Source organism: uncultured Rossellomorea sp. (assembly GCF_947488365.1).
GTDB lineage: Bacteria > Bacillota > Bacilli > Bacillales > Bacillaceae_B > Rossellomorea.
In genome coordinates this window covers 704,058-723,992 of sequence record NZ_CANKZT010000001.1, presented here as the reverse complement: position 1 = coordinate 723,992, position 19,935 = coordinate 704,058, and the positions used below count along the sequence as shown (strand labels likewise).

General features: G+C 39.9%; 23 protein-coding genes, 1 tRNA gene and 1 pseudogene. 17 read left to right on the top strand and 8 right to left on the bottom strand.

Annotated elements, in window-relative coordinates:
- Positions 1–5 precede the first annotated feature (5 nt).
- The 6 genes from Q1B03_RS03925 (at position 6) to Q1B03_RS03900 (ending at position 4,165) form a co-directional block, all read left to right on the top strand.
- Positions 6–587, top strand: coding sequence for a hypothetical protein (locus Q1B03_RS03925; protein ID WP_299738423.1), 582 nt, complete (start codon positions 6–8; stop codon positions 585–587).
- 57 nt (positions 588–644) lie between these two features.
- Positions 645–794 (top strand): 50S ribosomal protein L33, encoded by a 150-nt coding sequence (gene rpmG, locus Q1B03_RS03920; RefSeq protein WP_064091498.1) that lies wholly within the window; start codon positions 645–647, stop codon positions 792–794.
- A gap of 111 nt (positions 795–905) precedes the next feature.
- Positions 906–1,472 carry a 5-formyltetrahydrofolate cyclo-ligase gene (locus Q1B03_RS03915; RefSeq protein ID WP_299738416.1) on the top strand — a complete coding sequence of 189 codons (567 nt, stop codon included), beginning with the start codon at positions 906–908 and terminating at the stop codon, positions 1,470–1,472.
- A complete protein-coding gene (locus Q1B03_RS03910) occupies positions 1,462–2,244 on the top strand; it encodes a DUF92 domain-containing protein (protein WP_299738414.1) in 783 nt (260 codons plus the stop codon). The genes Q1B03_RS03915 and Q1B03_RS03910 overlap by 11 nt, the downstream gene beginning before the upstream one ends.
- 87 nt (positions 2,245–2,331) lie before the next feature.
- Positions 2,332–2,511, top strand: a complete 180-nt coding sequence (locus tag Q1B03_RS03905) for a hypothetical protein (RefSeq protein ID WP_299738412.1) — start codon at positions 2,332–2,334, stop codon at positions 2,509–2,511.
- Positions 2,512–2,539: 28 nt separating this feature from the next.
- Positions 2,540–4,165, top strand: a complete 1,626-nt coding sequence (locus tag Q1B03_RS03900) for a rhomboid family intramembrane serine protease (RefSeq protein WP_299739610.1) — start codon at positions 2,540–2,542, stop codon at positions 4,163–4,165.
- Here the strand turns inward: Q1B03_RS03900 and Q1B03_RS03895 are convergent.
- A complete protein-coding gene (locus Q1B03_RS03895) occupies positions 4,162–5,040 on the bottom strand; it encodes a hypothetical protein (RefSeq protein ID WP_299738410.1) in 879 nt (292 codons plus the stop codon). The two genes, Q1B03_RS03900 and Q1B03_RS03895, sit on opposite strands and share 4 nt — an antisense overlap.
- 141 nt (positions 5,041–5,181) lie before the next feature.
- On the opposite strand from Q1B03_RS03895, the gene Q1B03_RS03890 reads away from it, so the two are divergent.
- The 7 genes from Q1B03_RS03890 (at position 5,182) to Q1B03_RS03860 (ending at position 14,168) form a co-directional block, all read left to right on the top strand.
- The gene (locus Q1B03_RS03890; RefSeq protein WP_299738409.1) at positions 5,182–6,642 is read left to right on the top strand and encodes a spore germination protein; all 1,461 of its coding nucleotides are present in this window, start codon (positions 5,182–5,184) and stop codon (positions 6,640–6,642) included.
- Between the two features lie 793 nt (positions 6,643–7,435).
- Positions 7,436–7,642, top strand: a complete 207-nt coding sequence (locus Q1B03_RS03885; protein WP_299738407.1) for a YqgQ family protein — start codon at positions 7,436–7,438, stop codon at positions 7,640–7,642.
- A gap of 5 nt (positions 7,643–7,647) precedes the next feature.
- Positions 7,648–8,616: an ROK family glucokinase gene (locus Q1B03_RS03880; protein ID WP_299739608.1), complete on the top strand. Its 969-nt coding sequence runs from the start codon at positions 7,648–7,650 to the stop codon at positions 8,614–8,616.
- Between the two features lie 359 nt (positions 8,617–8,975).
- Positions 8,976–10,844, top strand: coding sequence for an LTA synthase family protein (locus Q1B03_RS03875; protein ID WP_299738405.1), 1,869 nt, complete (start codon positions 8,976–8,978; stop codon positions 10,842–10,844).
- 101 nt (positions 10,845–10,945) lie between these two features.
- Positions 10,946–12,139 (top strand): M14 family metallopeptidase, encoded by a 1,194-nt coding sequence (locus Q1B03_RS03870; RefSeq protein WP_299738403.1) that lies wholly within the window; start codon positions 10,946–10,948, stop codon positions 12,137–12,139.
- A gap of 602 nt (positions 12,140–12,741) precedes the next feature.
- A complete protein-coding gene (locus tag Q1B03_RS03865) occupies positions 12,742–13,854 on the top strand; it encodes a hypothetical protein (protein WP_299738402.1) in 1,113 nt (370 codons plus the stop codon).
- The gene (locus Q1B03_RS03860; protein ID WP_044339666.1) at positions 13,854–14,168 is read left to right on the top strand and encodes an MTH1187 family thiamine-binding protein; all 315 of its coding nucleotides are present in this window, start codon (positions 13,854–13,856) and stop codon (positions 14,166–14,168) included. The genes Q1B03_RS03865 and Q1B03_RS03860 overlap by 1 nt, the downstream gene beginning before the upstream one ends.
- A 56-nt stretch (positions 14,169–14,224) precedes the next feature.
- On the opposite strand, the gene Q1B03_RS03855 is transcribed toward Q1B03_RS03860, so the two are convergent.
- Both Q1B03_RS03855 and Q1B03_RS03850 read right to left on the bottom strand, forming a co-directional pair.
- Positions 14,225–14,578, bottom strand: coding sequence for a helix-turn-helix domain-containing protein (locus tag Q1B03_RS03855; protein WP_044339667.1), 354 nt, complete (start codon positions 14,576–14,578; stop codon positions 14,225–14,227).
- Positions 14,579–14,786: 208 nt separating this feature from the next.
- Positions 14,787–14,960, bottom strand: coding sequence for a DUF2759 domain-containing protein (locus tag Q1B03_RS03850; protein ID WP_148969664.1), 174 nt, complete (start codon positions 14,958–14,960; stop codon positions 14,787–14,789).
- A gap of 205 nt (positions 14,961–15,165) precedes the next feature.
- On the opposite strand from Q1B03_RS03850, the gene Q1B03_RS03845 reads away from it, so the two are divergent.
- Complete coding sequence (locus tag Q1B03_RS03845; protein ID WP_299738390.1) at positions 15,166–15,801, top strand: MBL fold metallo-hydrolase; 636 nt, start codon at positions 15,166–15,168, stop codon at positions 15,799–15,801.
- A 46-nt stretch (positions 15,802–15,847) separates the two neighbouring features.
- Here the strand turns inward: Q1B03_RS03845 and Q1B03_RS03840 are convergent, their stop codons facing one another.
- Together Q1B03_RS03840 and Q1B03_RS03835 are read right to left on the bottom strand one after the other, a co-directional pair.
- Positions 15,848–16,093: a DUF2626 domain-containing protein gene (locus Q1B03_RS03840; RefSeq protein ID WP_113970494.1), complete on the bottom strand. Its 246-nt coding sequence runs from the start codon at positions 16,091–16,093 to the stop codon at positions 15,848–15,850.
- An 81-nt stretch (positions 16,094–16,174) separates the two neighbouring features.
- Positions 16,175–16,873: a metalloregulator ArsR/SmtB family transcription factor gene (locus tag Q1B03_RS03835; protein WP_299738385.1), complete on the bottom strand. Its 699-nt coding sequence runs from the start codon at positions 16,871–16,873 to the stop codon at positions 16,175–16,177.
- A gap of 218 nt (positions 16,874–17,091) precedes the next feature.
- Here Q1B03_RS03835 and Q1B03_RS03830 point away from each other — a divergent pair, with 218 nt between their 5' ends.
- Positions 17,092–17,472, top strand: a complete 381-nt coding sequence (locus tag Q1B03_RS03830; protein ID WP_299738382.1) for a Spx/MgsR family RNA polymerase-binding regulatory protein — start codon at positions 17,092–17,094, stop codon at positions 17,470–17,472.
- Between the two features lie 233 nt (positions 17,473–17,705).
- On the opposite strand, the gene Q1B03_RS03825 is transcribed toward Q1B03_RS03830, so the two are convergent.
- Positions 17,706–17,777 (bottom strand) — tRNA-Gln (locus tag Q1B03_RS03825).
- Positions 17,778–17,858: 81 nt separating this feature from the next.
- Positions 17,859–18,497, bottom strand: coding sequence for a cupin domain-containing protein (locus tag Q1B03_RS03820; RefSeq protein WP_299738380.1), 639 nt, complete (start codon positions 18,495–18,497; stop codon positions 17,859–17,861).
- 218 nt (positions 18,498–18,715) lie between these two features.
- Here Q1B03_RS03820 and Q1B03_RS03815 point away from each other — a divergent pair, with 218 nt between their 5' ends.
- Positions 18,716–18,868 carry a hypothetical protein gene (locus Q1B03_RS03815; RefSeq protein WP_299738378.1) on the top strand — a complete coding sequence of 51 codons (153 nt, stop codon included), beginning with the start codon at positions 18,716–18,718 and terminating at the stop codon, positions 18,866–18,868.
- Positions 18,850–19,445: pseudogene (locus tag Q1B03_RS22145) on the top strand (ATPase, T2SS/T4P/T4SS family). The gene Q1B03_RS03815 and the pseudogene Q1B03_RS22145 overlap by 19 nt, the downstream one beginning before the upstream one ends.
- 128 nt (positions 19,446–19,573) lie before the next feature.
- Here the strand turns inward: Q1B03_RS22145 and Q1B03_RS03800 are convergent.
- Complete coding sequence (locus Q1B03_RS03800; RefSeq protein WP_299738374.1) at positions 19,574–19,810, bottom strand: WGxxGxxG family protein; 237 nt, start codon at positions 19,808–19,810, stop codon at positions 19,574–19,576.
- Between the last annotated feature and the right edge of the window lie 125 nt (positions 19,811–19,935).

The window sequence follows — 19,935 nt, the reverse complement described above, 5'->3', positions numbered from 1 at the left end:
GGCTAATGAAGGACAATCCGAATGAAAAGTTCCATATCCAAGGAATAGCCTGGTGCAGGAATAATGAATATGTACCCCTTTATTCAGAGAAATTAACCTCCCTTACCGGTATAAGTGTAAACATTAACGAAGGGTTGGAAGGATGGGGAGAATCCTTTGCATTCGAAATGGAAAATACCGCGAAAGAAAGCAGGCACCTTAAGGTTTTCTTTTTAATTGAATGGTTGGCTTGTAAGGAAGATGGGGTTGGGGTTCTGTCACTATCGAAGGATACGTTCTGGAATTACAGTGGTAAGCTTGTTGCCATCACCAACATTGTTTCCTGCGCTGCGTCTGTTAAGAAATCCATCTATCCTCTTAATCTGAAAGGTTTGCAGCTATGGAAAAAATCCTTAAATAATGGAAGCCTTTACTACTATCCGATCACCAATGGCCTCAATATGATGGTCTATATGTTAGACTTTTCATTCAAGCCTTTTGAAGTGAAACAAGGCAAAGTATATGCCATTGAAGGGGCAATGGAAGAAGAGGTTTCAAATTTAAGCGATAGAATAAAAAACGGACTAGCATTTCCAAAAGAAAAGTGATATTATAGAAAAGTCGTATGAATAGTAGAAGATGTATATGTTTGGAGGGAAATAATAATGCGTGTAAACATTACTTTAGCTTGCACAGAAACTGGTGAGCGTAACTATATTACTACTAAGAACAAGCGTAACAACCCAGACCGTCTAGAGCTAAAAAAATATTGCCCGAAATTAAAGCGTGTGACTCTTCACCGCGAAACGAAATAAGCAGCCGGATTTTATCCGCTGCTTTTTTTTATGCTCAAAACTGTTACAACATCGCTTTTACATAGAGAATCCATTAAAATAATATCTGTATAGTAAGCATGGAGGGATATTATGTCTAAAAAAGAACTACGGAATCTTCAGCTTCAATCATTAAAATTAATCGATCATATAACGTTTCAACAAAAATGTTTTAGAATAGAACAATTACTTTTTGAATCTCCTGAGTGGAAAAAGAGCGACACCGTCGCGGTGACCATTTCAAAGCCTCCGGAAGTCAATACGTGGAATATCATCAAGCGTAGCTGGGAGGAAGGGAAAATGGTAGTTGTTCCGAAGTGTTTTCCAAAAAAACGTGAATTAGTATTCTATGAGCTTCGTGATTTCCATCAGCTCGAACAATCCTATTTTGATTTATATGAACCAGATCCCATCAAGTCAACCGCTGTAAATAATGACGTTATTGAATTGATGATTGTTCCAGGTCTTGCTTATACGGAAACTGGCTATCGTCTGGGATTCGGAGGGGGATACTATGACAGGCTACTCTCAGCCTATTCAGGTATTACGATATCACTTGCCTTTGAAGAGCAAATGGTCGGGGCATTGCCGATCGAATCATTCGACATACCCGTCGGAACGATTCTGACGGAAAAAGGACGAATCGATTGTGGCCGCTGAGTATTTCTTTGTTCTGCTTTTTATTTGCTCTATCGCCACAGCAGGATGGAAAACCAGTAATTTAAGTCCCTCAGGCGCTGTAATGGCCATAATGATAGGCATTGCAATTGGCTATTCATACGGCTTTGAGGGACTGTTTATACTAGGCGTATTCTTTCTGTCATCAAGTGTTTGGTCACGTCTTTTTAAGAAGAATAAGATAGGAATAGAAGAACGTTTAGCCAAAACGTCCATCAGGGACTGGCAGCAGGTATTGGCTAACGGAGGTCCTGCAGCCATCTTTGCCATATTATTTAGTATTACGGGAAACGAAGTCTGGACACTAGCCTTCATTGCGTCAATCGCTGGGGCAAATGCTGATACATGGGCCTCTGAAATCGGCCCTCTTAGTCATAAAATGCCGTTTTCAGTAAGATCATTCAGGAGAGTACCTAAAGGCACGTCCGGTGCTGTTTCCATCATAGGTACAGTAGCGGCAGTCTTAGGGGCTGCCCTTATTTCACTTGCTTCACTGATTATGGTGAATGATATGGATCTATCTCTCTTTTTGCTCCTTCTCCTTTCTGGGTTTTTAGGGAACATCCTGGATACACTTCTGGGTGCGTTCATGCAACTGGAGTATAGGTGTCCGGTTTGTGGACTTCGAACAGAGTCATCGTTTCATTGTGGACATTACACAGAAAGAGTGAAAGGGATTCCTCTAGTAAATAATGAGTTTGTAAATGCTCTGTCAAGTCTTTTTGCAGGTGTACTTATGCTTATATTCATTTGACGGTATTGAAAGAAAATATCGTTTCCTTAAAATTTAGTGGGATAAGCTTCTCTATAATGATCCAAACTACTATCAGGAGGGATCATCATGAACGGATGGACAAAATGGTTAGTGCTTGGCGGTTTGGTTCTTTTTCTGATTCCAAATCGATACCGATTGTTAAATGTACTTCTCGGAAACTTTCTCATTAGAAAATTTGCTGTGAAAGCGGCGATGGGGGTACCTGGTATTCGCTCAAGATTTATTCAAGGTGCATTTAGGGGATGAGATTACTAAAGAAGACTGTAGAGTGGGTATGAAAACCTCTCTTGCAGTCTTTTTTGTTTTACACTTTAAGAAAGGGTTCGGTATAGTAGGGATAGACAAAGGATCTATTAAAAAGAAAGTAGTGGATGATGTGGATTTACGATATCATTATTTGTTTTGGAAGATAGCTCACTATTTGGTTGAATTTAAACACTATCGAATTCTTAATCTCTCTCCTAATCAGGATGAAATTTGGCTGGAAAACACCGGGGTAAAAGAAGCAAACGTCATTCGTTTGGTCCTAAAAGATTTAGATTGGGGAAACTGGGTCAAGCGGGATATGGAATTGACCTCCGTAAATGGAGAGAAAATCAGGAAGTCCCTGGGGAAAAGGCAGCTTCAAGTGAAGAATATCTATGTCTCAACTTTTCCACCGGTAGATTCAGGTCCTGAGTTGTTCCAGGAACCAATGAACAATCAAAAGACGACCGTCCGGCCTCTCCTTCTTCATGGTGATCATAGTGTTGAAACGCTTAGGCATGACCCTTTTTTCAGTGAAGGAGAATGGGACCTCCCAAAAGAAGTAATGGAAGCCAATGTAGAGTGGGTGAAAAGTATGGCCATGACTGCTTCTTCCAAACAGATACAAAAGGAAAGACAGCTGTTTGAAAAAGGAAAGCCGTTCTTTACCTATTTCTTCATTGCGCTCCAATTGATCATGTTCTTTATTCTCGAACTAAATGGTGGAAGCAAGAATCCGCAAACACTGATTGAGTTCGGTGCTAAGTATAATCCTCTCATGATTGAAGGAGAGTGGTGGCGACTCGTAACCCCGATTTTTCTACATATAGGTATCCTGCATTTACTTATGAACACACTCGCCCTATTTTATCTGGGGACGGCAGTGGAGAAAATGTTCGGAAGAATCCGATTTATATTCATTTATATGATATCGGGAATCACGGGATCTCTAGCCAGCTTTCTTTTTACATCCAATCTTTCTGCAGGAGCAAGTGGAGCAATCTTCGGCTGTTTTGGTGCACTGCTGTACTTCGGTGTATTGTATCCAAAAATTTTCTTCAGAACGATGGGCACCAATATTATTGCGGTTATTCTATTGAATTTAGTCCTTGGCTTTACGATTCCGGGAATTGATAATGCAGGGCATATCGGTGGGTTAATAGGAGGTTTTCTCGCAGCAGGAATTGTCAGCTTGCCAAATGCTCTCCGTCCCCTCCGACAATTACTATTTCTGGTGGGAAGTATCGTACTTATAGGAGTGCTTGTGTCGAGGGGTACTGGTACAGATCCAACCTCTTGGGACGTTGACACGGTGAATGGTGTGGCTCAAGAAAAGATTTCAAATCAACAGTGGGAGGAAGCTGAAAAAATTCTTCTCCCTGTAGTTGAGGAAGGATCACCAAATGCTCAGACCTATTTCTACCTATCATATTCTGAAATCAAGCTGAACAAATTAGCACCTGCGAAAGATCATTTGAAAGCAGCGATTGATGAAAATGAACAATTTCATGAGGCGCACTACAATCTAGCGTTAATTCTGATTGATTCAGGGGAAAGAAAGGAAGCTCTTATTCATGCAAAAAAAGCCTATGAATTAAATAGGCAGGATAAAAAATATGAAAAACTTTATAAAGAATTACAGGAGAACACTTAAATGGAAATCTGTTGTTTAAGTAAAGAAGCTTCTCCGTTTTTATCAATCAGTAACACGAGAACTTCCTTTCGATCATTTTTCACTAATATAAGTGGGATGGCACTGTCTATTGACTCAATGACAGAGCCGTCCTCTTTTTTAATTCCTAAATAATAGTTTTTATAAAGTCCTTCCCATAGGTTTCCGATAAGACGATCCCATTCTCCCTGAGTGAACCCTTCTAAAGGCTGATCTTCTAATTGGGGGAATTGGGTTAATGGAAAGGATGTATACTCTTCAACTGGGATTTGCATGGAAGTGATCGCCTTTTCCCACAGATAGTCGAGCTGCTGCGAGGTCACTTTGTCCAAAATGTTCTTCCATTCTTTTTCTGCATCCGTACCCGGCTCTCGAAAGGCATTTAGCGTGCTGAAATTTGAATCAATCACATACAAGGCATCTTCAGACATTTTCTGTGCGCTTGTAAACTCTGTTTCTGTTTCGTGAATTTCTGAATAATGGAATGAAACAGCTTGAAGGAGGCTGCTTTCTTTACCTTTAATGGTTGATTCCTCCACAATTTGATCGGTGTTTTGTTCCCACTCATTCATGAGTCCCTTCAATCTGCCGTTCATAAATAAAAAGCCGACATCCTGCCGCAAATAGGCCGGTGTATCAAGCTTTGAAGACACCTTCCAATTCACCTCATAATGATCATTCTTCTTCTCGGGTTGAAGCATCAGAATCGTAGTGGCAGATTCATAGGAAACATTTTCATTTATCGGGAAAAAAATAATGCTCTCTTCTGTTTGAGGCTTGTAAATAAATTGTATCCCAAGAGCAACAATGCACATGATGACAAGAAAAGGCATGGCTTCTTTTAGTCTTTGTTTCATTTCGTTCACTCCAGTAGTATGTCCATTTAGTAAATAATATGAGGAGCAGGATATCAATATGATAGGATGTATGTTTTCTAGCTTCTTTGTCTAGGATGGTAAAGATGGAAATTCATGTAAAGGTATTGGGAGTGAAGGCTAATGACAAAACAAAAGAAAAAGCCTGTCTCTACTCAGATTGAAGAAAACACCAATTATCTAAGGGATACCTTAGCAGTAGACAAAAGCTTTGATGTCATTCAATTGGATCTGGAGTATGCTGAGAGAAAAATGGCGATGTTTTTAGTGGATGGCTTTGTTAAAGATGATATTATGCATTATCTTATGAAGCTCTTATCGGGACTTAGTCCTGAGCAATTAGAAGAAGATACTTTAGAAAAATTATTGAAGACGTACATTCCTTATATAGAGATCGAACAAGTGGATGATCTGAACCAAGTGATCGATTTAGTATTGGCAGGTCCTACAGCCCTTGTGGTGGATGGCATTGATAAGGTCATTATGATTGATGCAAGAACATACCCAGTCAGAGGTCCACAGGAACCGGATATTGAACGGGTTGTGAGAGGATCTAGAGATGGATATGTAGAAACGATTGTGTTTAACACCGCGTTAACTAGAAGGAGAGTTCGTGACCCTTCACTTCGAATGGAATATATGCAAATAGGAAGAAGATCAAAAACGGATATAGTCGTCAGTTATATCGAAGACATTGCCGATCCAAATTTAGTCCATAAAATCAAAGATGCACTTTCGAAGATCGACACAGATGGTCTTCCCATGGGTGAGAAGACTCTGGAGGAGTTTATTGCAGGCAGGCACTGGAATCCGTATCCTATGGTCAGGTATACGGAAAGGCCGGATACAGCCGCCGCACATTTATACGAAGGCCACGTCATCATTATGGTGGACGGTTCACCGAGTGTGTTGATTACCCCTACAACCTTTTGGCATCATCTTCAACATGCAGAAGAATATAGAAACAAGCCGTCTGTAGGAGCTTACCTTCGTTTTGTGAGGTTTATCGCTGTCTGGAGCTCGATTTTCTTATTGCCTCTTTATTATTTATTTGCGATCCAACCTGAGCTATTGCCGGAAGCAATGAGGTATGTAGGTCCCAACGATGCAGGAGAAGTTCCTTTATTTCTTCAATTTCTGATTATTGAAGTCGGGATCGATATCCTGCGGATGGCTGCCATTCATACCCCTTCTTCGTTAGCAACGGCCCTGGGTCTCGTGGCGGCGTTAATGATTGGACAAGTGGCGGTGGAAGTGGGCCTCTTAATTAATGAAGTCATTCTTTACCTCGCCATTGCAGCGATCGGTACCTTTGCAACGCCAAGCTATGAGATGAGCTTAGCAAATCGGTTAGTCAGGATTTTCTTGTTGATCTGTACTGCATTATTTGGGGTGTATGGATTTGTTGTGGGTATACTGCTATGGATTATTATGCTTTCAAGAATGAAATCCTTTGACATTCCGTATATGTGGCCATTTATTCCGTTTAATTTAAGAGCATTCAGGGATGTATTCCTGCGTTCGCCTATGCCTTTAAAAAACAGAAGACCACGATTCCTGCACCCGAAAGATCCCGATCGTTAATATAAGTTGGAGAGATTTTCTTAATGGATATTCCATTAGGGAGATCTTTTTTTGTTTTTTAGATAGGCTCTGTTCATAATTTTTTCTTGTAACAGCGATTTGCGAACAAAATGTAGACCGTTCCTTTCCGCTCCAGGCACTTGCTTTCCGCGGGGAGGAAGTCGAGCCTCCTCGGGCTTTGCCCTGCGGGGTCTCGACCTTTCCTCTATTTCCCGCAGGAGTCAAGTGCCTTCCGCTACAATCCACTCTGTGCTACTACATTCTGACTCACTATTTTTGTTATTGTCACTATTAAACTCTATAACGAAAAATCTTTTTACGATGGTGAGGGGAGTTGTCATTAACCAACTAATTAAAATAGTTCTTTCTCAATTGGGATATTTTCCTTTAACCACTTCAAGTTGTTTGCTAAAGTTCTTGTTTTTACTGGATATTTTAAGGATACATGCTTAGAAAGTTGATTCTCGCTGCAGGATGCTCGACTCCTGCGGGAATAGCCGGCTTGCTCAGCCCCGACAAGATAAGATGAATGGGCCTAAGAAGGCGTTCTTTGCCTTCTTGGACCATTTAGCTTATGACCTCGAGGGGCCAGCCCCGCGGAAAGCGAGCATCCTGTAGCGGAAATCAACTATTACTTTCTTCTCTAAGATAGCAACAACCTTTACGTAAAGGGACTTGTAATAAAACAATCTTTGGGAAAGAACCTATAATGGATATTTGACAGCTGCATATTGAGAAGATGGGGATTTTCACTTATACTTTAATGTGAATGATGGAAAGCAGGGTGTATGATATGAAAACGATTTATGATATCCAGCAGTTATTAAAAAGTTACGGGACCATTATATATGTTGGGCATCGTCTTTCTGACCTGCAACTTATGGAAGGCGAATTAATAGAACTTTATCAATCCCAGCTGATTGACACGAGGGATTTTCAAACAGCTTTGTTGTTGTTGCGACATGAAATAGAAATTGAAAAAGAGAAACAGGACAGGTGATAATGATGACAGAAAAGTGGTTGGTTGGTGTAGATTTAGGAGGAACGACGACAAAAATCGCGTTCTTGAATAAGTACGGTGAGCTCTTACATAAATGGGAAATCCCAACTGATAAATCTGAGAATGGGAAGAATATCATTGTAGATATTGCCAAAGCGATTGATAAGAAGCTGGAACTATTAGATCAATCCAAAGAGAAACTAGTCGGGATCGGAATGGGTGCACCGGGACCGGTCGATATGGCAAAAGGAATCATTTACGAAGCGGTTAATTTAGGCTGGGACAAGAACACACCATTAAAGGATTTACTTGAAATGGAAACAGGTTTATCAGCCGTTATCGATAATGATGCAAACTGCGCAGCATTGGGTGAAATGTGGAAAGGTGCAGGAGACGGCGCGAAGGATATCGTTTGTGTGACACTCGGTACAGGTGTTGGCGGTGGAGTTATAACCAATGGAGATGTCGTGCACGGTGTGAAAGGTGCAGGTGGTGAAATCGGGCATATTACGGTTGTTCCAGAAGGTGGATTCCAATGTAACTGTGGGAAGACAGGATGCTTGGAAACGGTTGCTTCTGCGACTGGAGTCGTTCGTCTCGCAAATGAAAAACTGGATGCGACAACGAAAACGTCTGTACTTCGTGAAATCAGGGAGTCCCATGGTACAGTCAGCGCAAAGGATATCTTTGATGCAGCCAGAGAGCATGATGCACTTGCTCTTGAAGTCATTGATCAATTAGCCTTCTATTTAGGATTATCCCTCGCAAATTTAGGGAATGCACTGAATCCGGAAAAGATCGTCATCGGTGGAGGGGTTTCTAAAGCAGGTGATATATTATTAACCCCGGTTGTGAAATATTTCAAACAGTTCTCATTCCCAACCGTCCGTACTTCAACTAACTTGAGTATCGCTACCCTCGGAAATGATGCGGGAGTGATCGGGGCAGCCTGGTTAGTAAAGAATAAAATCTGATGGTAACACAATAGATAGTTATTCAAGAAAAAAGAGCTTTCCTGAAAAGGAGGGTTCTTTTTTCTGTGAATCTAGCAATGAATTGGTAGTCCTTAAGACTTAGGGACATTAGAACCTTTTTGAAGAAATATAGTTATTTTGAAACTTTTAACGGTTTCAATCGTCTAATAGTATGGGTAAGAGAATAAGACTTAAATATTAATTGTACACGTACAATGTGAAATGGAGTTTGACGTATTGTAAAAAAAGTATTAAGATGTTCAAGGCTGCGTTTTGAAAATTACCTTATTTTACCAATAAAAACATTACATGAATGTGTTACATACGAACGAACCGTTTGTAGCAAGGAGGTTGACTAAATGAAATTGAAAAAGACACCAAAGGCTTCTCTTATTATCATCGCTGCATTGCTTCTTTGGATTAAAACGTATATTGTCTATAAAACTAGTTTTGATATAAAAATAGAGAGTACACTTCAAGAACTTATACTCTTTATCAACCCACTGAGTTTCTTACTATTTATCTTCGGAGTAGGGTTACTTCTTAAGAAGGATAAGTCTCGGACCCGATATATTATCGCTGCCAGCTTCGTCCTCTCGTTTGTTCTATACGGAAACGTTGTTTTCTATCGATTTTTTGATGACTTCCTGACACTCCCTGTCCTTTTTCAAACAAGCAATTTTTCTGATTTAGGCACAAGTGCCAGCGCCATTATGAGCTGGAAGGATTTATTCTATTTTACAGATGTCATTGTATTGATCCTTATTATCAAATTAAAGCCAACATGGTTTTCTTTACAAAACTACAGCCGGGCGAATCGACGTGCGTATTTCCTGGTTGCAACGGCATTGGTATTCTTTAACCTGGGCTTGGCGGAATCAGAAAGACCGCAGCTTCTAACCAGAACGTTCGATCGTGAAATGTTAGTAAAGAATATCGGAACGTATAATTATCATGTGTATGATATTTTCTTGCAATCTAAGTCTTCTGCTCAAAGGGCAATGGCTGACGGCAGCGAATTAGCGGATATTGATAACTATGTCCGCGCAAGTTACATCGAGCCTGATAAAGAAATGTTCGGGGTTGCAAAGGACAAGAACTTAATCATTGTATCACTCGAGTCCCTTCAGAACTTTGTCATTAATAGTGAAATGAACGGTCAGGAAATTACACCTTTCCTTAATGAGTTTATTGGAGAAAGCTACTACTTTGATCATTTTTATCATCAAACCCAGCAAGGGAAAACGTCTGACTCCGAGTTTATACTCGATAATTCCCTTTACCCATTGAACCGGGGAGCAGTATTCTTCACTCATTCAGGAAATGAGTTTGAATCCATGACAGAAAAGCTTGGAGAAAATGGATACTTTACCACGGCCATGCACGCAAACAATAAAAGCTTCTGGAATCGTGACATAATGTATGATTCCTTAGGATACGAACGCTTCTACTCTTTACCGGATTATGAAGTAACGGAAGAGAATTCTGTTAACTGGGGTATGAAGGATATCCCATTCTTTGAACAATCTGTCGAGCATATGAAAGAGATGCCTCAACCGTTCAGTACGAAGATGATTACATTAACGAACCACTATCCATTCACATTAGATGAAGAAGATAAGCTAATTGATCCTTACACCTCCAAAGATGGTACGGTCAATCGTTATTTCCAAACGGTTCGTTACATGGATGAAGCTGTTAAGAACTTCATTACAGACTTAAAGGAATCAGGATTATATGAAAACTCCGTTATCGTGATGTACGGAGATCACTATGGTATTTCTGAAAACCATAATAAAGCGATGAGTCAATATTTAGGTAAAGAGGTAACGCCATTTGTAAGCACCCAGCTTCAACAGGTCCCAATGATTATTCACGTTCCTGGACAGGAAGGTAAGACCATTTCTAAAGTTTCCGGGCAAATTGACTTGAAACCAACCATTTTGCACCTTTTAGGTATCGACACGAAGAAGGACATCCAATTTGGTTCAGATCTCTTCTCCAGTCAGCACGAAGACCTTGCCATTCTGCGTGATGGGCGTTTCATTACTGAGGACTATGTTTTTGCTGGTGAAAAATGCTGGGATAAGGAAACAGAAGAAACAACGGATATGAAATACTGTGAGCCATATAAAGAACGTGTAAATGAGGAGTTAGGATACTCTGATAAGATCATCAATGGAGACCTCCTTCGCTTTTACGGTGAAACCGAAAGTAAAGAAGAATAAGTAAGACAGAGCTTGCGAAGAGATTCGCAAGCTTTTTTTGTCATGAATTATTGAACCATTCATACATGTAAGTAAGGACATATGAATGGGGAGGTTCCTTCATGAAAGTGAAAGTTCGCAGTGGTGATTCCTTTTGGTACTACAGTCAGCTGTTTTATATTCCAATTCAATTAATCATTGATTCGAACCCTTCTGTTGATCCAAATGGATTGAAGATAGGGACAGAGATAGAGCTCCCTGGATTTAGAAAAGAAAGCTACTCAATTAAAAGTGGAGATTCATTCTGGACCCTTTCGGAGCAGCGGAATATAGGAGTAGACGCCCTACTCCTCTTGAACGAAGGAGTCAATCCAAATAGTTTGCAAATAGGTTCAAGTATTTTTCTGCCATCGAGAGTCGTTACCCCGATAGTAAATGGGAAACAAGCCTATAGTTCAAAAGCGTTTGAGGATGACGTGAAACAACTAAAAGAGATCTATCCGTTCATCAAGTTAAACTCAGTAGGAGAAAGTGTACTGGGAAAAGATCTCATTGAAATGAGAGTGGGTACCGGAAAGAGAAAGGTTCACATAGATGCATCCTTTCATGCGAATGAATGGATTACCACCTCCATATTGATGACGTTTATTAATGACTATTTGCTATCGTTAACGAATGGGAACCTCATGAGAGGAATTCAGACCCTTCCCTTATATGGGTTGGTGACCATCTCGTTTGTACCTATGGTTAATCCGGACGGAGTGGACCTCGTTTTGAACGGACCACCTGTCGATAGAAGAAAAGAATTAATTGAAATCAATCGGGGAAGTACAGATTTTACTGGATGGAAAGCAAATATAAGAGGAGTAGACCTGAATAACCAATTTCCAGCCAAATGGGAGTTGGAGAAAGGGAGAAAGGAAGAAAAATCACCAGCTCCGAGAGATTTCCCAGGATATAAGCCTCTTTCAGAACCTGAAACAATCGCTATGGCTAAGCTGGCTCAAGAAGAAATGTTTGACCGGCTGTTAGCCCTCCACACTCAAGGGAAAGAATTCTATTGGGGCTACGAGGGCTTGGAACCTCCGGAAGCCGCCAAGTTGGCAGCGGATTTTAACAGAGTGAGCGGGTATGAATCTGTCAGATATATAGATAGCTACGCGGGCTACAAGGATTGGTTTATTAAAGAATTCAAAAAAGCGGGGTTTACCATAGAGTTAGGAAAAGGTATAAACCCCTTGCCTCTCTCTCAATTCAACGAAATCTACCAGGATATGCTCGGAATCTTCCTAGTATCGATTTATCGGTGGTACTAACAAAAGCGGAGGCGGCTCGTTCAGAGGCGACAAGCATAAGACGAACATGCCGGAAAGGCGTCCTTTGCCTTTTTGGCATGTTTGACTTATGACGTCGAGGCTCTAGCCGCCGGAGCTGGATGAAACAAAAGCGGAGGCGGCTCGTTCAGAGGCGACAAGCATAAGACGAACATGCCGGAAAGGCGTCCTTTGCCTTTTTGGCATGTTTGACTTATGACGTCGAGGCTCTAGCCGCCGGAGCTGGATGAAACAAAAGCGGAGGCGGCTCGTTCAGAGGCGGCAAGCATAAGACGAACATGCCGGAAAGGCGTCCTTTGCCTTAAGGCGACATGATTGCTATAAAATTCGACTTATGATAAAAAATCACTCGAAAAATCTTTTGGCATGTTCCAAAAATAACTATTGTAGAAAGTGAAAATCAGGAGTAAAATAAATCATCATCCTACTTAAAGAATAGCCGATTGTGGTGACCCGAATGATGTGCGAGTGAACATCCGGTCATCACTTTTTTGAATTTTTGTAATTTTTTTAATGAAATTGAAACATTTTCTTCTTTTAAACGTACTTATTAATATGGAATAAATGGAGGGAGGGAGAAGGGTATGATTAATAACAAAAAGGTAAGTGTTTTGATATGTTTTCTGTTGAGTATTCTTTGGTTGTCAGCTTGTCAACCTGAAGAAACTCAAACTTCTCCCTCTGAGAAAGAGAAGACTGAAAAGAAAGAGATCGTTGCAGAAATTCTTACCTCTGACAGCTTTGTAGAAAACATCGGCTGGCTTTCGGATTCGGAAATTCTAACCGTGCAAAATGAGGATGGTCAAACCTCGTTCTATATTTATAATCTTTACGATGGTAGCAATATGAAAATTTACGAGATTCCATCTTCATATGTGAGCGCAAGCATTTCACCAGATAAGGAAAAAATACTCATCCATTCAGCTCCTGTATCTTATTCAGCGCAAGTGACTATTATTGACAGGGGAGGCGAAGTGTTGTTCCAAGAGGAGGATGTCCCGTCTTATGAATTAACTCACTCATGGAGCAAGTTTGATGACAATGCTTTGTTAATGACCAGCTTCAGTGAAGATTGGAGCTTTCAAGTCTTTCGTATTGATGTAGAAAAAGGGATAATGGATCCTATTGATGTTGAACAGCCATTTGTACAGTGGCATTCGGACTCTTCCGTTCTTTTTCAAGATTGGAATACGGATGAGATCAGCGTTTCAGCTCCCCTGCTATCTCAGAATATTGTCGACGGGGGGAAAGAAATGATAGTGGATTCCAGTGTCCACTTTAATCAATTCGATGATTCTTTATTATCTATCTTTTCCCGGGAAGAAGAGGGACCGTTTACGTATCAATTCATCACTTCAAGTGGTGAGATTCAGGCAGAATTCACAGTAGATCTCTTGAGCCGTTATTCTGATTGGTTAATCCCATATTATGATATGATAGGTGGGAAGGGTCATTTGATAACATTCAAGGCAAATGAACCAGGCTCTTTTGATACGTACACTGGAACATTCTCATTGATGAAGTGGGACACGGTTTCGGGAAAAGAAGACGTTTTGTTTGATGACCTGCCTTTAGAGCCTATACAATGTTCACCAAATGGGGAATATTGTTTATATGGAAATCAACTTGAGAAAGTAATCGTTTTGACGAACTCAAACATCATTCAACTACTGAAAGAAGAAGGAGCAGATATGTAATGGCAATAGTAGATGTTACAGTTATACCAATCGGAACGGAATCTCCAAGTGTAAGTTCTTATGTAGCGGATCTACATAGAATTCTTAAGGGGTATGAAGAAGAAGGGAAAATACGTTTTCAACTTACTCCAATGAATACGATTATAGAGGGAGAACTTCCTGTTTTGTTTCAGGTCATTCAAGACATTCATGAATCACCTTTCAAACAGGGAATCAAGAGGGTAGCGACAAATATCAGAATTGATGACCGTCGAGATAAGAAAACGACAATGGAAGGAAAGTTATCTTCTGTTCAGAGTAAATTAGATCATTAAGAGCCGGAAAAGGGGTGGGTACCTTAAAGGATACTCACCCCTTTTATCTTATGAAATCATACTTCTTCACTTTCGACTAACACTTCACTTTTGTCAGGATAGGTTTTCTCTATATGCTGTTCACCCCATGCACATAGCATATCCAGAGGTCCTTTTAAAGACCAGCCGTATTCTGTTAATTCATATTCCACTTTGGGAGGAACTTGATTATAAATAATTCTGTTGATTACTCCATCTGCTTCCAGTTCCCTTAGCTGCTGAGTCAACATCTTCTGAGTGATTCCAGGCATTAATTTTTTCAATTCACTCGTTCTTCGCTTGCTTTTAATCAAATGACAGAGAATCACGACTTTCCACTTGCCTCCAATAACTTCCAAGGAAGCTTCTACAGGTATATTGTATTTTTTCATCGATGAACCTCCTATCCCTTACATGTAAAAGATGTGATCCTTTTACAAATAGAATGGGCTACATATTCATATTTATTATAATGTACCCACTATAAAAGTCCATAGGGTACTTTTTGGTGCCTACATTACCTTAGGGTGCCCTTGATGATAGTAAAAAAGCCTTCCGTCAAGAAACGGGAGGCTTTTTTACTATCATTCATTTGTTTGATTAATGACCACCTGGGTAACCAGAGTGAAGGACAGTCATAATTGTAAACCAACCAAAAACACCCAGTGTCGCCAGTGAGAAAAGAATTCCCATAGCGTTCTTGTTTTTGAAAGTGCTTACTACTGCAAATAACGCTAATAATGTAACCAATGCTGTAATAATTACAAGACCCATTTATATGACCCCTTTCATTAAAATGCGATTTACTACTGCGCTTAATAATCATATGTACATAAATGCACTCATTAACATTTTATATTTTTTTCCTCTGTTTGTCGAGGTCGAAAATTTGAAACTTCTATGGCGGGTTTATCTGCCAAATTTTTATGATGCCATAAGTTCTGCTACAATAATAGTATCACAATTGGAGGTGGAAACGGTGCAGTGGAAACAAATTCCTTTAGGACCTTTACAAACGAACTGCTATATCCTGTGGAACACAAAAAATGAATGCTTAGTCATCGATCCAGGCGGTGAAGGGGAGAAGTTGATTCAATGGTTGGAGAGTCAATCGTTAACTCCGTTAGCCATTCTCCTTACTCACGCTCATTTTGATCATATTGGAGCGGTTGATCAAGTACGGGACAACTATGGTATTCCTGTATATGTTCACGAGAAAGAAGCTCAGTGGTTACTAGATCCTGCATTAAATGGATCTCAATTGTTCATGATGGGTGAACTGATTAGATTGAAGCCTGCTGACTACATACTAACAACTGAAAAAAAACTGTCGATAGGCGATTTTCAGCTGCAATTATTTGAAACGCCTGGTCATTCACCTGGTAGTATTTCTTATTATGTACAAGAAAGTGAAATTGTATTAGCTGGAGATACGTTATTTATGGGCAGCATCGGGCGATCCGATTTGCCTGGTGGGAATCATAAGGAGCTGCTGACAAGCATTCATGACAAATTGTTAACGTTGCCTGAGACTACGACGGTTCTACCCGGCCACGGACCGGAAACGTCGATTGAAGGTGAGATGGATTCAAATCCATTTTTGAATGGGTTTTAAATTGTACAAAAAAATTCCCTTTAGCCATAAGCTAAAGGGAATTTTTTTAGTGTCCTCCTGCACCCGGAGTCATCATAAAGGTCGTCCAATAAGTAAATCCAGCAAAGAACACTGTTAAGTAAGCACCGAAAATATAAATATACATACGTTCGGACAGTTTTAAATAGCTTAGCATAATGAAGAATCCTGTTTGGCCTAAAAAGATTAATGATGTCGTGGTCATATCACCAAGATAGAACATTACAGCAAAAATACCAGTCCAAAATCCAAGAACTCTAAACATACGATCCATATGTAACCCTCCTTTACACCCTAAGTCCATCATTCAATATTATAAATGAATACTACCATAAAAGTAAATATCCGTTTGCTTTTAGTTTGTGACGATTACGTGATATCTACACGTGGAACAGTCATTTATCATATTTTCCTCTTGTTTAAATTCTTCCACAGAGTATAGAGTTTCAAACATTCCTTTTAGTAAGGCGTTGTGTAAACCGCATATGAACATGGGTTCCAACTGGGCATTTTCATTAAAAGGGCAATGATCATAGTGGAACTTGATTTGATCTGCATCAGTCATTGACTCATCCAAAGTAAAACCGATTGATGTGCTAATCTCCGATAAAATATGTAACTTTTCAGCTTGTGATAATTCAATTAGGGATAGGTTATGACTTTGAAGGTAGGGGTTCACCAGGCTTTTACCGTACTCATAACCCGTTTCCACCAGAGCCTTAAAACCTTCTTCTCCAAGCTTAGCTAATGAAGCAATGGTGAGACTGCTAAGTAAACGGAAGTCACGAGGAGGAAACGATAATTGCACGACTTCTTCAGAAGAGATATATCGTTTGCCGGGCCTGCCGCCTTTACCTGTCTTTACATATTCTGATTGCAGCACTCGAATCTCTTCAAGCTTCGCTAGGTGTAGTCGAGCAACATTGGGGTGAATATGAAACTCTTCGGCAATGTCTTGAACCGATACCTCTTGTTTTCTCTCGCTAATGAACAAGTAAATGGAATACCTGGTAGGGTCTGAAAGTGCACTTGTAACCTTCAGTGTCATATCCATTCAAGGAACACCTCATTTTTGTTGGTTATAACTCTATTATAAGCTTCAAGAAAAAGAATGGATATGCAAGGAAAGCCTAATATAGCTTGATTGATCGAGTGTTTTAAAAAAGTTCACAAATTTCCAGGGGATATTACTGTACAAAAGTTATACAACTAATATACAATATGTTTAACAAATCATAAACAAGCAAGTTTAAATTTAAGGAGGTCATGAAAGTGAATAACCTGACATTTTTTACTTATCCAAGCTGTACCTCTTGCCGAAAAGCCAAAAAATGGTTAAATGCACATTCCGTTGATTTTGATGAAAGACATCTATTCAGAGAGACGCCTACACATAAAGAACTGATGGAGCTTCTATCCCTAACAACCGATGGACTCGATGAAATATTGGCTACAAGGAGTCAAACCTTCAAAGATTTGGGGAAAGACGTGAACGATTTACCTCTATCGGAAGTGATCAAATTAATTATTGATGAGCCAAAACTTCTCCGCAGACCCTTGTTAACAGACGGGAAAAAGCTGGTGGTCGGCTACAATCCAGATGGATTACAGAGCCTTGCGAATAAGAACAGATCGTTGAAGAAAAGTAGTTAAATGTATAATGGAAAAATGGTTGTATTGAAAAAGGCCGGCACTTTATGAAAAGTGCCAGCCTTTTTCAATGTGGTTTCGGGGCTGAGCAAGCCGCCTCCGCTTTTAAATTGTCCAGTTCCAGGGCTTAGAGGCTCGAGGTCATAAGCTAAGGCACCCAAAAAGGCAAAAAACGCCTTTCCGAGTGCCTCATCTTATGCTTGTCGCCTCTGAGCAAAGCCCTTCCGCTTTTCTAACTGGGCTAGCTGGATTCGAACCAACGCGTGTCGCAGTCAAAGTGCGATGCCTTACCGCTTGGCTATAGCCCATTGAGTCGTCTTTACAAAATATAGTATGGTTGTATTTTGAAATTCTATTCAATAGTTTTAAAAAAAGTTCCCTTCCGCTTTCTAAATGGTTTTCGGAATGCACTGACGGTAATAATAAGGGTTCGGCTGGTATTGATAGTGGTATGGGGAATAGGCGAAATGGGACTGTCGTTTAGGTGAATGCCTTTGAGGTTCTAAGCAACTGGGACCGATGTAGGTGGTTGGTTTCACTTTTTCTGTCGTTTTTATCCATTCGGCTTCATCCATACAATAGTTGTAAGCCATGACGCTTGATGGTGTGAATTTTAAGATATCAGAACCTAAAACTACTTCTGGGGTAGGTGCATTAAATATGGCCAAGAGGTGGGTGTGGTCCTGGGTTGCCTCCTCATAATGCCACCAGCCTTGTGGGACATTGGTCACCTGTCCTGGAGAAATACGGTAATTTAGAACCTGCTTCGTATATGGATTGAGCATGGAAACAGTAGCTCCACCAGAAATGCAATAGACCAGTTCAGCTGCGTTCTGATGATAGTGAGGTTCCACAAAATTATGTTTACTTAAATAGATATCAAGTAGTGAGCTGTTATCCAATGTATTCAATTGATTTACCCCTAAGATATTGATTAAGTTCTGATCATCTTTTTTAAATAAGGGACTTTTATTAACATCAAAAAAGAATTGTGCTTCAGGAGAAGTGTAATCCATGTATTTACTCATGGGGTATCGTCACCACTTTCAATTTTGTGTTTATATTCTTTTTATATATATGGGCGAAGAAGGAATGTGTGAATGACTAAATGGAGTCACATGATTAATAAAGAAGTTTTATCTATGAAAGAAGGATTTTGCAAATTGATGTCGTATATCTTTTAGTTAGGAAAACAGAAAGGTGGTGTTAATTTATATTTCACTCAGTGGAATCCCTATCGGAAGCAATGAGTGGAGAAGCTTTCAGCAGTGAAGCAACAGATATTCATTTAATACCCAGAACCAAAGATTACTTGATTCAATTCAGGGAGCTGGGAGCATTGGTTCCATTCCAGACCATTGACTCAAACCAGGCAGAACGATTAATTACCCATTTATAGTTCATGAACGAAAACCTCAAAGTGGATCCTTCAGCCTTACCGTCCGAAACACACCCCTATCTCTCAGAATTTCTACCTTACCAACGACTCACTTAAAAGAAAGTCTCATCATTCGAATACTCCCTCAAAAATATCAAATACCAATTGGAAAAATGTCACTATATCCTGCCTCGGCAAAAAATTACTTGCACTTCTGATGTATTCCCATGGCCTCATTTTGTTCACAGGACCGACTGGCAGTGGGAAAACAACGACTTTGTATTCACTTGTTCATCATTGTTCGGCAGCCTTGAACCGCAATGTGATCACACTGGAAGATCCCGTGGAGAAGATGCATGAGGATATGGTGCAGATACAAGTGAATGAAAAAGCCGGGATGACGTATTCCACCTGCTTGAAAGCGATCTTACGGCACGACCCGGATATTATCATGGTGGGGGAGATCCGGGATCGGGAAACGGAGGAGATCGCAATAAGGGCGAGCTTAACAGGTCACTCAGTCATATTAAAAGGACCATGCATAGAGTTAAATATAAGAAGAAATGGTTTTAGGGGGGAATCACTCAACTCCGGATAAACGCAATGAAAAATGAAGAAACATGTTCAAAGTAAATGGGATTTTCACATGAACATGTTTCAAGTATTACATTATTTTGAGTTGAGAAAGGAGTTTCTTAATAAGTTAAAATTTGGTCAAGAAATTGTCTATTTTTCATCACGACGTCGTCTCAAACCTAATAAACCTGCTAACCCAATTAGACCTAGCCATCCCCAATCCGTGTCATCATCATCATTTGTATTTTCAGTAGCTACATTTCTGATGCCATTATCCAGATTGTCATTATTAACTTGTTCATAACCGTTATAGGCAAATATAGAACTTGTAAACATCATTGTTAACAATAATAAAGAGCAAGTTAGCATTGTGATTTTTTTAGTCATTTAAATCCCTCCTTTCAATGTTTGGGTTTAGCTTTAGCTTTAAGTGGAGAAAATTATTCATTATCTTTTTAAAAGAGTGGCAATAAATATAAGATATATAAATGGGGCACAGATTCTAGACTCTG

Bases quoted from the DNA above. Each gene is read 5' to 3' on its own strand.
- Q1B03_RS03925 (WP_299738423.1), top strand. From the start codon at position 6: ATGAAGGACAATCCGAATGAAAAGTTCCATATCCAAGGAATAGCCTGG.
- rpmG (WP_064091498.1), top strand. From the start codon at position 645: ATGCGTGTAAACATTACTTTAGCTTGCACAGAAACTGGTGAGCGTAAC.
- Q1B03_RS03915 (WP_299738416.1), top strand. From the start codon at position 906: ATGTCTAAAAAAGAACTACGGAATCTTCAGCTTCAATCATTAAAATTA.
- Q1B03_RS03905 (WP_299738412.1), top strand. From the start codon at position 2,332: ATGAACGGATGGACAAAATGGTTAGTGCTTGGCGGTTTGGTTCTTTTT.
- Q1B03_RS03900 (WP_299739610.1), top strand. From the start codon at position 2,540: ATGAAAACCTCTCTTGCAGTCTTTTTTGTTTTACACTTTAAGAAAGGG.
- Q1B03_RS03895 (WP_299738410.1), bottom strand. From the start codon at position 5,040: ATGAAACAAAGACTAAAAGAAGCCATGCCTTTTCTTGTCATCATGTGC.
- Q1B03_RS03890 (WP_299738409.1), top strand. From the start codon at position 5,182: ATGACAAAACAAAAGAAAAAGCCTGTCTCTACTCAGATTGAAGAAAAC.
- Q1B03_RS03885 (WP_299738407.1), top strand. From the start codon at position 7,436: ATGAAAACGATTTATGATATCCAGCAGTTATTAAAAAGTTACGGGACC.
- Q1B03_RS03880 (WP_299739608.1), top strand. From the start codon at position 7,648: ATGACAGAAAAGTGGTTGGTTGGTGTAGATTTAGGAGGAACGACGACA.
- Q1B03_RS03875 (WP_299738405.1), top strand. From the start codon at position 8,976: ATGAAATTGAAAAAGACACCAAAGGCTTCTCTTATTATCATCGCTGCA.
- Q1B03_RS03870 (WP_299738403.1), top strand. From the start codon at position 10,946: ATGAAAGTGAAAGTTCGCAGTGGTGATTCCTTTTGGTACTACAGTCAG.
- Q1B03_RS03865 (WP_299738402.1), top strand. From the start codon at position 12,742: ATGATTAATAACAAAAAGGTAAGTGTTTTGATATGTTTTCTGTTGAGT.
- Q1B03_RS03860 (WP_044339666.1), top strand. From the start codon at position 13,854: ATGGCAATAGTAGATGTTACAGTTATACCAATCGGAACGGAATCTCCA.
- Q1B03_RS03855 (WP_044339667.1), bottom strand. From the start codon at position 14,578: ATGAAAAAATACAATATACCTGTAGAAGCTTCCTTGGAAGTTATTGGA.
- Q1B03_RS03850 (WP_148969664.1), bottom strand. From the start codon at position 14,960: ATGGGTCTTGTAATTATTACAGCATTGGTTACATTATTAGCGTTATTT.
- Q1B03_RS03840 (WP_113970494.1), bottom strand. From the start codon at position 16,093: ATGGATCGTATGTTTAGAGTTCTTGGATTTTGGACTGGTATTTTTGCT.
- Q1B03_RS03835 (WP_299738385.1), bottom strand. From the start codon at position 16,873: ATGGATATGACACTGAAGGTTACAAGTGCACTTTCAGACCCTACCAGG.
- Q1B03_RS03820 (WP_299738380.1), bottom strand. From the start codon at position 18,497: ATGAGTAAATACATGGATTACACTTCTCCTGAAGCACAATTCTTTTTT.
- Q1B03_RS03815 (WP_299738378.1), top strand. From the start codon at position 18,716: ATGAGTGGAGAAGCTTTCAGCAGTGAAGCAACAGATATTCATTTAATA.
- Q1B03_RS03800 (WP_299738374.1), bottom strand. From the start codon at position 19,810: ATGACTAAAAAAATCACAATGCTAACTTGCTCTTTATTATTGTTAACA.